Annotated in this window: 18 protein-coding genes and 1 pseudogene; 14 read left to right on the top strand and 5 right to left on the bottom strand. The window is 72.7% G+C overall.

The genetic code is table 11. From position 1 onward, the window contains the following. Positions 1-61 precede the first annotated feature (61 nt). The 9 genes and pseudogenes from map to truA all read left to right on the top strand — a co-directional run bounded on the left by map (position 62) and on the right by truA (position 6,027). Positions 62-865: a type I methionyl aminopeptidase gene (map, locus tag ASG41_RS02460; RefSeq protein WP_056289157.1), complete on the top strand. Its 804-nt coding sequence runs from the start codon at positions 62-64 to the stop codon at positions 863-865. 272 nt (positions 866-1,137) lie between these two features. After that, a complete protein-coding gene (gene infA, locus ASG41_RS02455) occupies positions 1,138-1,359 on the top strand; it encodes a translation initiation factor IF-1 (RefSeq protein ID WP_012950459.1) in 222 nt (73 codons plus the stop codon). Between the two features lie 67 nt (positions 1,360-1,426). Continuing rightward, complete coding sequence (gene rpmJ / locus ASG41_RS02450) at positions 1,427-1,540, top strand: 50S ribosomal protein L36 (RefSeq protein WP_012950458.1); 114 nt, start codon at positions 1,427-1,429, stop codon at positions 1,538-1,540. Between the two features lie 13 nt (positions 1,541-1,553). Further along, positions 1,554-1,928, top strand: a complete 375-nt coding sequence (gene rpsM, locus ASG41_RS02445) for a 30S ribosomal protein S13 (RefSeq protein WP_056289154.1) — start codon at positions 1,554-1,556, stop codon at positions 1,926-1,928. A 98-nt stretch (positions 1,929-2,026) separates the two neighbouring features. Further along, the gene (rpsK, locus tag ASG41_RS02440) at positions 2,027-2,431 is read left to right on the top strand and encodes a 30S ribosomal protein S11 (protein ID WP_056289151.1); all 405 of its coding nucleotides are present in this window, start codon (positions 2,027-2,029) and stop codon (positions 2,429-2,431) included. A 41-nt stretch (positions 2,432-2,472) separates the two neighbouring features. After that, on the top strand, positions 2,473-3,099 hold the full coding sequence (rpsD, locus tag ASG41_RS02435; RefSeq protein WP_056289148.1) for a 30S ribosomal protein S4: 627 nt from the start codon (positions 2,473-2,475) through the stop codon (positions 3,097-3,099). Between the two features lie 136 nt (positions 3,100-3,235). Then, on the top strand, positions 3,236-4,300 hold the full coding sequence (locus tag ASG41_RS02430; protein WP_056289144.1) for a DNA-directed RNA polymerase subunit alpha: 1,065 nt from the start codon (positions 3,236-3,238) through the stop codon (positions 4,298-4,300). A gap of 142 nt (positions 4,301-4,442) precedes the next feature. After that, positions 4,443-4,790: pseudogene (gene rplQ, locus ASG41_RS24470) on the top strand (50S ribosomal protein L17); the annotation flags it as partial. A 454-nt stretch (positions 4,791-5,244) separates the two neighbouring features. Further along, positions 5,245-6,027, top strand: a complete 783-nt coding sequence (gene truA / locus ASG41_RS02420; RefSeq protein WP_235564387.1) for a tRNA pseudouridine(38-40) synthase TruA — start codon at positions 5,245-5,247, stop codon at positions 6,025-6,027. Between the two features lie 14 nt (positions 6,028-6,041). Here truA and ASG41_RS02415 read toward each other — a convergent pair whose 3' ends face one another. Together ASG41_RS02415 and ASG41_RS02410 are read right to left on the bottom strand one after the other, a co-directional pair. Further along, positions 6,042-6,707 (bottom strand): SDR family oxidoreductase, encoded by a 666-nt coding sequence (locus tag ASG41_RS02415; protein ID WP_056289134.1) that lies wholly within the window; start codon positions 6,705-6,707, stop codon positions 6,042-6,044. 74 nt (positions 6,708-6,781) lie between these two features. After that, on the bottom strand, positions 6,782-7,396 hold the full coding sequence (locus ASG41_RS02410) for a molybdenum cofactor guanylyltransferase (protein ID WP_235564385.1): 615 nt from the start codon (positions 7,394-7,396) through the stop codon (positions 6,782-6,784). Between the two features lie 42 nt (positions 7,397-7,438). On the opposite strand from ASG41_RS02410, the gene fdhD reads away from it, so the two are divergent. Beyond that, positions 7,439-8,272, top strand: a complete 834-nt coding sequence (gene fdhD / locus ASG41_RS02405) for a formate dehydrogenase accessory sulfurtransferase FdhD (RefSeq protein WP_056289131.1) — start codon at positions 7,439-7,441, stop codon at positions 8,270-8,272. Here the strand turns inward: fdhD and ASG41_RS02400 are convergent. From ASG41_RS02400 to glp, 3 genes are read right to left on the bottom strand one after another with little or no spacing between them, the layout of a single operon-like run. Continuing rightward, positions 8,266-8,754: a molybdenum cofactor biosynthesis protein B gene (locus tag ASG41_RS02400; RefSeq protein ID WP_056289128.1), complete on the bottom strand. Its 489-nt coding sequence runs from the start codon at positions 8,752-8,754 to the stop codon at positions 8,266-8,268. The genes fdhD and ASG41_RS02400 overlap by 7 nt on opposite strands. Further along, entirely contained in the window at positions 8,751-9,221 is a 471-nt protein-coding gene (moaC, locus tag ASG41_RS02395) for a cyclic pyranopterin monophosphate synthase MoaC (RefSeq protein ID WP_056289125.1), read from the bottom strand. Before moaC ends, ASG41_RS02400 begins: the two co-directional genes overlap by 4 nt. Continuing rightward, positions 9,218-10,423 (bottom strand): gephyrin-like molybdotransferase Glp, encoded by a 1,206-nt coding sequence (gene glp / locus ASG41_RS02390; RefSeq protein ID WP_056289122.1) that lies wholly within the window; start codon positions 10,421-10,423, stop codon positions 9,218-9,220. The genes moaC and glp overlap by 4 nt, the downstream gene beginning before the upstream one ends. 81 nt (positions 10,424-10,504) lie before the next feature. Between glp and ASG41_RS02385 the strand changes: the two genes are divergently transcribed. The 4 genes from ASG41_RS02385 to rpsI all read left to right on the top strand — a co-directional run bounded on the left by ASG41_RS02385 (position 10,505) and on the right by rpsI (position 13,225). Further along, positions 10,505-10,990 carry a carbonic anhydrase gene (locus tag ASG41_RS02385; protein WP_056289117.1) on the top strand — a complete coding sequence of 162 codons (486 nt, stop codon included), beginning with the start codon at positions 10,505-10,507 and terminating at the stop codon, positions 10,988-10,990. 2 nt (positions 10,991-10,992) lie between these two features. After that, on the top strand, positions 10,993-12,222 hold the full coding sequence (locus ASG41_RS02380) for a hypothetical protein (protein ID WP_056289112.1): 1,230 nt from the start codon (positions 10,993-10,995) through the stop codon (positions 12,220-12,222). Between the two features lie 131 nt (positions 12,223-12,353). Next, a complete protein-coding gene (rplM, locus tag ASG41_RS02375) occupies positions 12,354-12,797 on the top strand; it encodes a 50S ribosomal protein L13 (RefSeq protein WP_056289109.1) in 444 nt (147 codons plus the stop codon). An 8-nt stretch (positions 12,798-12,805) separates the two neighbouring features. Then, positions 12,806-13,225 (top strand): 30S ribosomal protein S9, encoded by a 420-nt coding sequence (rpsI, locus tag ASG41_RS02370; RefSeq protein ID WP_056290201.1) that lies wholly within the window; start codon positions 12,806-12,808, stop codon positions 13,223-13,225. The last annotated feature ends 9 nt before the right edge of the window (positions 13,226-13,234 follow it).

Genomic DNA, 13,234 nt, shown 5'->3' with positions numbered 1-13,234 from the left:
TCGAGCCGTGAGCGCTGACCTCTTGTCCCGTCTGCCGCTGCTGGCGAAGTGGAGTGGACGCATGATCCAGATCAAGACCGCGCACGAGATCGAGCTGATGCGGGCGGCGGGGCTGGTGGTCGCCGGCGCCCTGGCTGCGGTGCGCGCCGGGGTGGCGCCCGGGGTCACCACGGGTGAGCTGAACGCCATCGCCGAGGACCACATCCGCAGCGCGGGGGCCATCCCCTCGTTCTTGGGGTACCACGGCTTCACGGGGTGCATCTGCGCCTCGATCAACGCCGAGATCGTGCACGGCATCCCGGCTTCCAGCCGAGTGCTGGAGCTCGGGGACAACATCTCCATCGACTGCGGCGCGATCCTGCAGGGGTGGCACGGTGACTCGGCCATCACGGTGACGGTGGGGGAGCCCTCCGCCGAGGACGCGGCCCTGATGGCGGCGACCGAGCAGTCCATGTGGGCGGGGCTGGCCAGGGCTGTGGTCGGTGGCCGGCTGACCGACATCAGTCACGCCGTCGAGGAGTCGATCTCGGCGCACGAGCACGACTACGGCATCGTCGACCACTACGGCGGCCACGGCATCGGCACCGAGATGCACCAGGACCCCCACGTGCTGAACTACGGGCGCGCCGGTCGTGGACCCAAGCTCGTCCCGGGGCTCGCCCTGGCCATCGAGCCGATGGTCACCGTCGGGTCGCCGGACACCCTCGAACTCGAGGACGGGTGGACCGTGGTGACCAAGGACGGTTCGCGGGCCGCCCACTTCGAGCACACCGTCGCGATCACGCCCGAGGGCCCCTGGGTCCTCACGGCGGAGGACGGCGGGGTGGCGGGTCTCGCGCCCTTCGGCATCACCGCCCGCACCTGAGGCAGTCCTCCGTCCCCGGTCCTCCTCGACACCGTCGAGGTGGGTCGCGGGGGTCACCTGCACCGGGGTTGGAACGGCTGAGGCTGGCGGGGTACAGTGACCGCTGGCGTTCGCGCCGTCCGTCGTCGTGCTGTGGCCGCACACCGGCGGGCGCCCTCTGCGAGACCGCCCGCACCAGACACCCAGCACCACACACCCGTGCCTCCGGCATGGGTGCACGCGAGTCAGTGCACCAGCACTGGAGCACACCAGATCGGGAGGCCGTGTAGGGAATGGCGAAGAAAGACGGGGCCATCGAGGTCGAGGGTCGAGTCGTCGAGCCGCTCCCCAACGCGATGTTCCGAGTGGAACTGCAGAACGGGCACCGCGTGCTCGCGCACATCAGCGGCAAGATGCGGCAGCACTACATCCGCATCCTGCCCGAGGACCGCGTCGTCGTGGAGCTCTCGCCCTACGACCTCACGCGCGGTCGCATCGTCTACCGCTACAAGTGACCTCCGCGGTGCGCCCCGACACGGTGGCGCCGCGACCCACGAACTACCAGGAAATGAGGGCGGCCCGGTGAAGGTCCAGCCGTCGGTCAAGAAGATCTGCGACAAGTGCAAGGTGATCCGCCGGCACGGCCGGGTCATGGTCATCTGCGACAACGCCCGGCACAAGCAGCGCCAGGGCTGAGGGAGTACAGGACATGGCACGACTGGCTGGCGTCGATCTCCCCCGCGAGAAGCGCATGGAGATCGCGCTCACCTACATCTACGGCATCGGCCGGACCTCGGCGAAGGCCACCTTGGAGGCGACGGGCGTGAGCCCGGACCTGCGTGCCAAGGACCTCTCGGACGAGGACCTGCTGAAGCTCCGCGACTACATCGACGAGCACTTCCGCGTCGAGGGTGACCTGCGACGCGAGGTCGCTGCCGACATCCGCCGCAAGGTGGAGATCGGTTGCTACCAGGGTCTGCGTCACCGCCGCGGTCTGCCCGTGCGCGGACAGCGCACCAAGACCAACGCGCGTTCGTCCAAGGGCCCGCGCAAGACCATCGCCGGCAAGAAGAAGGCCCGCTGAGGGCCTAGGCGCCTCGGCCCGGTCGTCGTGCCCCCGCAGAGGGGGCGACCGGGCGCTCCACCCCTGCTCCACCCAGGCCACGAACAGAGAAGAGAGTCATGCCTCCCAGGGCACGCGCGGCAGGCGCCAAGAAGGTGCGCCGCAAGGAGAAGAAGAACGTCGCTCACGGTGCGGCGCACATCAAGAGCACCTTCAACAACACGATCGTGTCGATCACGGACCCCACGGGGAACGTCATCAGCTGGGCCTCGGCCGGCCACGTCGGGTTCAAGGGCTCCCGCAAGTCCACGCCGTTCGCGGCGCAGATGGCTGCCGAGAGCGCCGCGCGCAAGGCGCAGGAGCACGGCATGCGGAAGGTCGACGTCTTCGTGAAGGGTCCCGGCTCCGGCCGCGAGACCGCCATCCGCTCCCTGCAGGCCACGGGCCTGGAGGTCGGGCAGATCTCCGACGTCACCCCCCAGCCGCACAACGGCTGCCGCCCCAAGAAGCGTCGCCGGGTCTGACCCGACGCTCCTGACTCTTAGAAAAACAGGGAGACACCACCGTGGCCCGTTACACCGGAGCCGACTGCCGCCTGTGCCGGCGCGAGAAGATGAAGCTGTTCCTCAAGGGCAGCAAGTGCGAGTCCGCCAAGTGCCCGATCGAGATCCGTCCCTACCCCCCGGGTGAGCACGGTCGCGGTCGCACCAAGGACAGCGAGTACCTCCTGCAGCTGCGTGAGAAGCAGAAGGCCCGTCGCATCTACGGCGTGCTGGAGAAGCAGTTCCGCGGCTACTACGAAGAGGCCAACAAGAAGTCGGGCAAGACCGGTGAGGTCCTGCTGCAGATCCTCGAGTCCCGCCTGGACAACGTGGTCTACCGCGCCGGCTTCGCGAAGTCCCGTGACATGTCGCGCCAGCTGGTGCGTCACGGCCACATCAAGGTCAACGGCCGCAAGGTCGACATCCCGTCCTACCGGGTGACCGCGAACGACATCGTCGAGGTGGCTGCGAAGTCCGTCGAGATGGTCCCGTTCCAGGTGGCGCAGGCCGAGGCCGGCTCGCGTCCGGTCCCGGCGTGGCTGGAGGTGATCAGCAGCCAGCTCAAGGTGCTGGTCCACTCGATCCCGGCCCGTCAGGTGATCGACACCCCCGTCCAGGAGCAGCTGATCGTCGAGCTGTACTCCAAGTGACGCACCTGCACCACTGAACGACCCGCAGCACCACGCGGCAGCACGACGGCGGGACGGACGGACAGATGTCCGTCCCGCCGGCACCATCCCCCTCGGCGTCATATAGCGGTCGCCGGCGGACCTGGAGGAGAACCACATGCTCATCGCACAGCGCCCCACCCTGACCGAAGAGACGATCGACGCCCAGCGCTCGCGGTTCGTCATCGAGCCGCTGGAGCCCGGCTTCGGCTACACCCTCGGCAACTCGCTCCGCCGCACCCTGCTGTCCTCGATCCCCGGCGCCGCTGTCACCAGCATCCGCATCGAGGGCACCCTGCACGAGTTCACCACCGTGCCCGGGGTCAAGGAGGACGTCACCGAGCTGATCCTGAACCTCAAGGGCCTGGTCGTCAGCTCCGACTCCGACGAGCCGGTGACGATGTACCTGCGCAAGCAGGGCCCCGGTGAGGTCACCGCCGCCGACATCGCGCCCCCGGCCGGTGTCGAGGTGCACAACCCCGAGCTGCACATCGCGACCCTGAACGCCAAGGGCCGTCTGGAGATCGAGCTCGTCGTCGAGCGTGGCCGTGGCTACGTGCCGGCCACCCAGAACAAGCAGCCCGGCCAGGAGATCGGTCGGATCCCCGTGGACTCGATCTACTCCCCGGTGCTGAAGGTGACCTACGCCGTCGAGGCCACCCGCGTCGAGCAGCGCACCGACTTCGACCGTCTGGTCGTCGACGTCGAGACCAAGCCCTCCATCGAGCCCCGTGACGCGATCGCTTCCGCCGGCTCGACCCTGGTGGAGCTCTTCGGCCTGCTGCGCGAGCTCAACGTCGACGCCGAGGGCATCGAGGTCGGCCCCAGCCCGGCCGAGGCCGCCGACATCGCCAACTTCTCGATGCCGATCGAGGACATGGACCTCACCGTCCGGTCCTACAACTGCCTCAAGCGCGAGGGCGTGCACACCGTCGGTGAGCTCGTCACCCGCTCCGAGGCCGACCTGCTGGACATCCGCAACTTCGGCGCGAAGTCCATCGACGAGGTCAAGCTGAAGCTGGCCGCCATGGGCCTCGCGCTCAAGGACAGCCCGCCCGGATTCGTCCCCACCTCGGTGGAGAGCTACGACGAGACCTACGACGAGAGCTTCCCGGGCGAGACGCAGTACGCGGACGGCCAGGAGTACACCGAGGGCGACTTCCGGGAGACCGAGCAGCTCTGATCGACGGACTCCGCCGGCGACTGCCCCTCGGGGCCGTCGTCGGCGGGGTCCCGCCGGCACCCCGGACCACCGGGACCGGAGCACCACCCATCAGAAGACGCGCGGCCGGCACAGTTCTCCGGCGGCCTGAGAAGGGATCGACATGCCCACCCCCACCAAGGGCCCCCGCCTCGGCGGATCTCCGTCGCACGAGCGGCTGATGCTGGCCAACCTGGCCACCGCGCTGTTCGAGCACGGCCGGATCACCACCACCGAGACCAAGGCCAAGCGGCTGCGTCCGCTGGCCGAGAAGCTCGTCACGCTGGCCAAGAAGGGCGACCTGCACGCCCGTCGCCAGGTCATGACGACCGTCCGCGACAAGAACGTCGTGCACCACCTCTTCGCCGAGATCGGTCCTCGCTTCGAGAACCGCCCCGGTGGCTACACCCGCATCACGAAGGTCGGCCCCCGCAAGGGCGACAACGCGCCGATGGCCGTCATCGAGCTCGTCGAGGCCCTCACGGTCGGCCAGCAGGCCGTCGGCGAGGCCGAGCGCGCTCGCGGCACCCGCTTCGCGGCCGGGGCCGGGGCTGCCTCCGCCGCCGGCGAGGTCACTGCCTCCAGCGAGGAGATCGCCGACGAGGCCAGCGACCAGGCCGACGCCGAGGCCACCACGACCGAGGTCTTCACCCCCGACGGTGAGGTCCAGGACGAGAACACCACCGACGCGCAGCCCACGGCCGAGAACGGTGTCGTCGTCGCCGACGACGCCCTCTCGCCCGAGGTCGCCGAGGCCGCTGCTGCCGAGGTGAACGCCGCCGAGGTGGGCGACGCCGCCACCACCGGCGACGCCGCCCCCGGCGGGGAGTCCCAGCCCGACCCGAAGTGACGCAGCGCTGAACCACAGCACGGCCGACGAGCCCGCCACCGACACCGGTGGCGGGCTCGTCCGCGTCCGGCTGGGGGTGTCCTACGACGGCACGGCGCTGCACGGCTGGGCGCGGCAGCCCGACCAGCGCACCGTGCAGGGAGAGCTCGAGCTGGCCCTGGCGATGGTGTTGCGGCACGACGTGGGGCTGACCGTCGCCGGGCGCACCGATGCCGGTGTCCACGCGACCGGTCAGGTGGCCCACACCGACCTGCCGGCCCACCTGTGGTCCCAGCACCAGCCCAAGCTGCTGCGCAGACTGCGCGGCGTGCTGAGCGGTGACATCGCGGTGACCTCGGCCCAGGTGGTGCCCGGGGACTTCGACGCCCGGTTCGCCGCCCTGGGGCGGCACTACGTCTACCGGCTGACCGATGCGGTCGCCGGCCCTCCTCCGCTGCGGCGCGCGGACACGGTGGGCTGGCCGCGCACTCTCGACGTCCCGGCCATGCGGGTGGCGGCGGCGCTGCTCCTGGGCCAGCACGACTTCGCGGCGTTCTGCCGGCGCCGTGAGGGCGCGACCACGATCCGGGTCCTCACCGACCTGGACGTCGTGCGCGACGGCGACCTGGTGACGGTCGCGGCGTCGGCCGACGCGTTCTGCCACTCGATGGTGCGCAGCCTGGTCGGCGGGCTGCTGGCCGTGGGGGAGGGGCGGCGCCCACCGGACTGGCCGGCGTCGCTGCTGAGCCGCACCAGCCGGGCCGACGACGTGCCGGTGGCACCTGCCGGCGGGCTCACGCTCATCCGGGTGGACTACCCGCCGGAGGACCAGCTCGCCGCGCGGACCCGGGTGACCCGGGCCCGCCGCGACGACGACTGACCGCTGCGCCACGCTCAGACGACGGCGGCGACGGCCTCCACCACCGGGACGTCGCCGCCACGCAGCTCCACGACGGCACCGGTCTTGGGGTCGTCGAGCAGGGCGACGAGGACGGCTGCGACGTCGTCCCGGGTGACCTCGCCGTGCTCGACGTGCCGGGCGAGCTCGACCCGGCCGGTGCCGGGGTCGTCCGTGAGCGTGACCGGTCGGACGACGGTGACGTCCAGTGCGGGGCGGGGGAGCACGGCCTGCTCGGCCGCGAGCTTGGCGCGCAGGTAGGCCACGAAGACCTCGCCCATGCCCTCGGGGGTGGCACCGTCGGCGACGGCGTCCACACCGACGGAGGACACCAGCAGGTAGGGGCGCACACCGGCGGCCTCGGCAGCGTCGGCGAGCAGCACGGCGGCGCCGCGGTCGACGGAGTCCTTGCGGGCGGTGCCGCTGTCGGGTCCGCCGCCGGCGGCGAACACCACCCCGTCGGCGCCGCGGAGGACGCCGGCGACGTCGTCGACGGAGGCCTGCTCGAGGTCGAGGACGACGGGCTCGGCGCCGTCGGAGGTGAGGTCCTGGGTGTGGTCGGGGTTGCGGACGATGCCCACGACGGTGTCCCCGCGTCCGGTGAGCAGCCGGGTGAGGCGTCGGGCGATCTGTCCGTGGGCTCCTGCGATGACGATGCGCATGGGGGACACGTACCCCGGGGGCGGTCGGGCAGTCAGCGCCCGGCGTCACACCGCTCGTCGGCGGGTGCCGGGGCTCAGGCGGGCGGTGCTGCGGCCCGGGCGCGGCCCAGCTCGGCCGGGGTGTCGCAGTCGGTCCAGGGCGGCGGGGTGCCCGGCACCAGGTCGGGCCGGTACCGGCGGACGGCGAGCGGGGACAGCACGGCCCGTACCGAGGTGGGGCCGGGGACGTCGGCGACGGCTGCGCGCAGGGCGGCGGTGCGCCAGACCCCCAGCAGGAACTGGTCCCGGCCGGTGGCGTCGACGACCAGGACGCCGTCTCCGGTGAGCCGCTCGCGCAGGGCCCTGACCACCTCGGCGGTGAGGAACGGCAGGTCCGCCGCGAGGACGGCGACCACCTCGGTGGTGACGGCGGCCAGACCCGCGCGCATCGCGGGTACCGGCCCGCCGCCGGGGGGCTGCTCCCGCACCACGGTCACCCCCGTCGGCACGGGCTGGGGCGGGCCCACGACGACCCGCTCGTCGGCGTCGGCCACGGCGGCGAGGACCGCCTCGAGCATCGACCGCCCACCGACCTGCAGCTGGGGCTTGGGCTGCCCGCCCAGCCGGGCCGCGCGGCCACCGGCCAGCACGAGGGCGGCGTAGGCGGGCAGCCGCCCCGCCCGGTCGTCGTCCGGTGCCTGCTCGTCCACGGGGCAGACGCTAGGTGGCCGACGGTGGGTACGGTCGTCCGCGTGGGACGAGTCACCAGCCGGACACCGGTGCTGCGCATCCGGGGCGACCAGCACGTCACCCGCCCGGACACCGTGGCGAGCGAGGAGCCGCTGGAGATCCGGCTGGACGGGACGCCGCTCGCGGTCACCATGCGGACCCCCGGCGACGACTTCGACCTGGTGCACGGGTTCCTGGCCACCGAGGGCGTCATCCGGTCCCTGGACGACGTCTCCTCGCTGCGCTACTGCGACTCGGTCGACGACAGCGGCCGCAACACCTACAACGTGGTCGACGTCGACCTGGCGCCCGGTGTCGAGGCCCCGGACACGGCGCTGGACCGGAACTTCTACACGACCAGTTCGTGCGGGGTCTGCGGCAAGGCCAGCATCGACGCGATCCGCACCAAGACGGTCTTCGACGTCCCCGGGGACGAGACCCGGTTGACGCTGGCGACGCTGCTGGCGCTGCCGGACCGGCTGCGTGCGGCTCAGGCCGTGTTCGACCGGACCGGTGGGCTGCACGCCGCGGGCCTGTTCACCGCCGAGGGCGAGCTGGTGGCCCTGCGGGAGGACGTCGGCCGGCACAATGCGGTGGACAAGGTGGTCGGGGACGCGGTGCGTGCCGGGCGGCTGCCGCTGGCCGGGCACGTGCTCATGGTCAGCGGGCGCTCCAGCTTCGAGTTGACCCAGAAGGCCGCGATGGCCGGCGTCCCGGTGCTGGCGGCGGTGTCGGCGCCGAGCTCGCTGGCCGTGGAGCTGGCGGAGTCCACCGGCATCACGCTGATCGGCTTCCTCCGCGGCGACGGGTGCAACGTCTACAGCCACACCCGCCGGTTGGTGCTCCCGGCTCAGTGATCGCCGCCGCGGAGCTGGCTCACCACGTGGGGCAGCAGCGGCCCGAGCACCGCGAGCCCGTCGCGGACCCCGCCGGTGGACCCGGGGAGGTTGACCACCAGGGTGCGCCCGGCGGTGCCGGCGAGCCCACGGGACAGGACGGCGGTGGGCACGGCGGGCTGCCCGTACCGGCGGACGGCGTCGGCGATGCCCGGTGCCTCCCGCTCGATCACCAGCCGGGTCGCCTCGGGGGTGACGTCGGTGGGGGTGAGCCCGGTCCCGCCGGTGGTGAGGACGACGTCGGCGCCGGAGGCCACGGCCTCGCGCAGCACCGCGGCGAGGGCCTCGACGTCGTCGGGGCGGACGTGCGGGCCCTCGACGGCGAAGCCGAGCTCGCGGAGCCCGGCGGCCAGCGCCTGGCCGGAGCGGTCCTCGTAGACCCCGGCCGAGGCCCGGTTGGAGGCGGTGACGACGACGGCGCGGGCGCCGGTGGGGAGGGTCATCGGGTCCAGTCGCCCTTCTTGCCGCCGGACTTCGCGAGCAGCCGGACGTCGGTGATGACCGCGCGCGGGTCGACGGCCTTGACCATGTCGATGACCGTCAACCCGGTGACGGCGACCGAGGTGAGGGCCTCCATCTCGATCCCGGTGCGGTCCGCGGTGCGGGCGGTGACGGTGATCTCCACGGCCTCGTCGGTGACCTCGAGGTCCACGGTGACCCCGTGCAGGGCGACCGGGTGGCACAGCGGGATGAGGTCGGGGGTCCGCTTGGCCCCGGCGATGCCGGCGATCCGGGCGACGGCGATCGCGTCGCCCTTGGGCACGCCCTCCCCGCGCAGCAGCGCGACGACCTCGGGGCTGACCAGCACCCGGCCGGCCGCCGTCGCCACCCGGGCGGTGACCTCCTTGCCGGTGACGTCGACCATCCGGGCGGCGCCGGCGGCGTCGAGGTGGGTGAATCCGGTGCTCACTGCAGGGCTCCTTCGATCAGGACGACCTCGACCTCGCTGCCGGTCGGCAGCTCGGTGACGTCCTCGGGGACGACGACGAGGCAGTTCGCGCGCGCCAGGTGCGCGACCAGGTGCGAGCCGGGCCCGCCGACCTGGGACACCTCGCCGGCGTCGAACCAGCCCCGCAGGTACTGGCGGCGGGCGGCGGGGGAGACCAGGGGGCCGACGAGCCGGGCGGTGGTGCGCAGCCGCTGGGGGTGGGTGATGCCCATCGCGGCGCGGAGGGCGGGCCGCACGAAGACCTCGAAGGACACGAAGGAGCTCACCGGGTTGCCGGGCAGGGTGACCACCGGGACGCCGTCCACGGTGCCGCAGCCCTGCGGGCCGCCGGGCTGCATGGCGACCTTGACGAACTCGACGGTGCCCAGCGCCCCGAAGGCGTCCTTCACCACCTCGTAGGCGCCCATGCTGACCCCGCCGCTGGTGACCAGCAGGTCGGCGGTGGCCAGCTCCGCCCGCACGGTGGACAGGAACTGGTCGACGTCGTCGGGGACGAAGTGCAGTGTGCGGGCCTCGCCGCCGGCGGCCTCGACGGCGGTGGCCAGCAGCAGCGAGTTGGACTCGTAGATCTGCCCCGGCGCCAGCGGCTCGCCCGGGGCGACCAGCTCGGTCCCGGTCGAGAGGACCAGCACGCGGGGACGCCGGCGGACCACGACGGTCGAGCGGCCCACCGAGGCGGCCAGACCCAGCTGGGAGGACCCGAGCACGACGCCGGCCGACAGCGCGACCTCGCCCCGGGCGATGTCCTCCCCGGCGTGCCGGACGTGGGTGTCGCGGGCCGGGGCGCTGCTGATCCTGACGGTGTCGGTGGCGCCGTCGGTGCGCTCGACCGGGACGACGACGTCGGCGCCCGGGGGCATCGGTGCGCCGGTCATGATGCGGTGCACGGTGCCGGGCGCCAGGTCGGGCACGTCGGTGCGACCGGCGGGCAGGTCGGCGGCGACCGGCAGGTGGACCGGGGCGTCGTCGGAGGCGGTCGCGACGTCCGCCCAGCGGGCGGCGTACCCGTCCATCGCGGAGTTGGTGAAGACGGGCAGCCCGACGGCGGCGGTCACGTCCTCGGCCAGCACCCGGCCGGCGGCGTGGGCCAGCGGCACCTCCTCGGTGCCGGGCTGCCGGAGCAGCGCGGCGACGACCTGCTGGTGTTCCTCGACCGTGCGCACCGGACCATCCTCACCCGCGGGCGGCCCGGGCGGCCCGGTGGCCGTCGTGACGGGGGGCCCGGGGGTCGATAGGTTGCCCCGGTGACCGAGATCGACCGCATCCTCGACGCCAACGCCGCCTGGGTGGCGCAGTTCCCCGGGTCCCGGCCGGTGCGCCCGGCCCGGCACGTCGCCGTGGTGGCGTGCATGGACTCCCGGATGCCGCTGTTCCCGCTGCTGGGCCTGGAGGTCGGGGACGCCCACGTCATCCGCAACGCCGGTGGCGTCGTCACCGAGGACACGCTGCGGTCCCTGACCATCTCCCAGCACCTGCTGGGCACCCGCGAGACGGTGCTGGTGCACCACACCGACTGCGGGATGCAGAAGACCGACGACGCCGGGCTGGCCGACCTGGTGGAGGCCGCGACCGGACACCGGCCGCCGTGGGTGGGCCGCACCTTCACCGACGTCGACGACGACGTCCGGGAGTCCCTGCGGCTGCTGCGGGCCACGCCCTACCTGCTCTCGCACGAGGTCCGCGGCACGGTCTACGACGTGACCACCGGCGCGCTGCGCGAGGTGGTCTGACCGTGCGCACGCGGGGGGTCCTGGCGACCGCCGCCGTCGCGGCCGTGACGCTGCTGGCCGGTTGCTCGTCCACCGTCGAGGGCACGGCCAGCGCCGTCCCGACCAGTGCGCCGCCCTCGGACACCGCCGCCCCCAGCACCACGGCCGCCCCGTCCGGGCAGGTCACCCCGGCCCCCGAGGTCGGGCCGGGCACCGGTGCCGAGGCCCGCCGGCTGGCCTCGGTGACGTCGCTGGCGGCCAGCACCAGCCCGGACCGCACCGACTCCTGCTTCCCCAGCGGGCCCTTCGGGACCGCGCGCAGCGTCGACTCCCTCTACTTCGGGGACGGCCGGGTCGAGCAGGAGCTGGACCGGTGGGGCTTCGTGGCCGGCTGGGGCAACTGCGCCCAGGACGCGGCGAACAACGGGACGCTGACCCTGGTCGCCGAGGTGTCGGACCCGGACTCGGCGGTCGCTGCGGCCACCGCCCTCAACGAGATCGCGTTGGACTTCGAGGCCGGGGACCACCAGCCCGTCGAGCTGACCGGCCTCGGCGTCACCGCCGCGCAGACCACCGGCGGGTCGGACTCCGCGGGTGGCTCCGTGGACACGATCCAGGCCTGGGTGCCCACCGGTCGCCTGCTGGCCTACGCCTACCTGGACGCCCCGGCCGGCGGCGGGCCGGACCTGATCACCCGCCAGCTCACCGACCAGCTGGCCCTGCTGGCCACCTTCACCCCGACCCCGCAGGCGCAGGTGCCCGACCTGCCCAACGACCACCTGGGCCTGGCCGCCTTCGCGCTGGACCCTCCCGGTGACCTCAACCGGTTCACCGGCACCTACGACCTGGAGGGCTACCTGCGGCTGGCCATCGACCCGGTCGTGGAGCGCGAGCTGCTGACCACCAACGGGCTCAGCGGCTTCTTCGCCAAGCAGTCCACCGACGAGGGGCTGGGGCTGGACTTCGCGGTGGCGCTGTACGCCTTCCCCAGCTCCGCGCAGTCCAACGCCGCCTACCTGGGCTTCGCCCAGCTGGAGGCCACCGCCTTCGGCGGGGCGCCCTTCGTCCTGCCGGCGCTGCCGGAGGCCCCGTGCTTCGCCTTCGACGGTGGCGGCGGCAGCTTCTACCAGCGCTGCTACGTCGGGTACGGGTCCTACCTGGCCAGCGTCGACGTCACCGGGCTGGACGCCATCGACGACACGGCCCAGATGGACGACCTGCTCCCGCGCCAGCGCGACCTCATCGACGGCTGAGCCGCCGGGGCGGGGCTGGTACTGTTCTCCGTTGGCGCGCGCTGCCGGCTGGTGCACGCGCGCTGTTGATCGGTCTCCCGTGCTCGGTGAGGCGATCCACCAGCCACCCGACGACGAGGAAGTGGGCCCCCGTGCGCACATACAGCCCCAAGCCCGGTGACATCACCCGGGCCTGGCACGTCATCGACGCCACCGACGTGGTGCTCGGTCGACTGGCCAGCCAGACCGCGCAGCTCCTGCGCGGCAAGCACAAGCCGCAGTACGCCCTGCACGTGGACACCGGCGACTTCGTCGTCGTCATCAACGCGGGCAAGGTGGCGCTGACCGGCTCCAAGCGCGACGCCAAGATCGCCTACCGCCACTCGGGCTACCCGGGTGGTCTGCGGGCGATCAACGTCGGCGACGAGCTGAAGACCCGCCCCGACCGCGTGATCGAGCGCGCCGTCAAGGGGATGCTGCCGCACAACACGCTGGGCCGGCAGATGCTCTCCAAGCTCAAGGTCTACGCCGGGCCCGAGCACCCGCACCAGGCCCAGCTGCCCCAGACCTACGAGATCAAGCAGGTGTCCCAGTGACCACCCCGATGACGGCGCCCCAGACCGTGACCGACGCCGACGGCCGCCCGATCCAGACGGTGGGCCGCCGCAAGGAGGCCATCGTCCGGGTCCGGCTCCTCCCCGGCACCGGCCAGTTCAAGCTCAACGGCCGGACCATCGAGGAGTACTTCCCGAACAAGGTCCACCAGCAGCTCATCCGTGAGCCCTTCACCATCCTGGAGAAGGGCGAGCAGTACGACGTCGTCGCGCTGCTCAACGGCGGCGGCGTCTCCGGGCAGGCCGGCGCGCTGCGCCTGGCGATCGCCCGCGCGCTCATCGAGGTCGAGCCCGAGGACCGTCCGGCCCTCAAGAAGGCCGGCTTCCTGACTCGTGACCCCCGGGTCATCGAGCGCAAGAAGTACGGCCTGAAGAAGGCGCGCAAGGCGCCCCAGTACTCCAAGCGCTGACCGGGTAGT

Source organism: Modestobacter sp. Leaf380, assembly GCF_001424485.1.
In the GTDB taxonomy this organism is placed as follows: Bacteria; Actinomycetota; Actinomycetes; order Mycobacteriales; family Geodermatophilaceae; genus Klenkia.
Note: the sequence above shows the minus strand (reverse complement) of the source record. Positions and strands in the feature narration are given on the sequence as shown.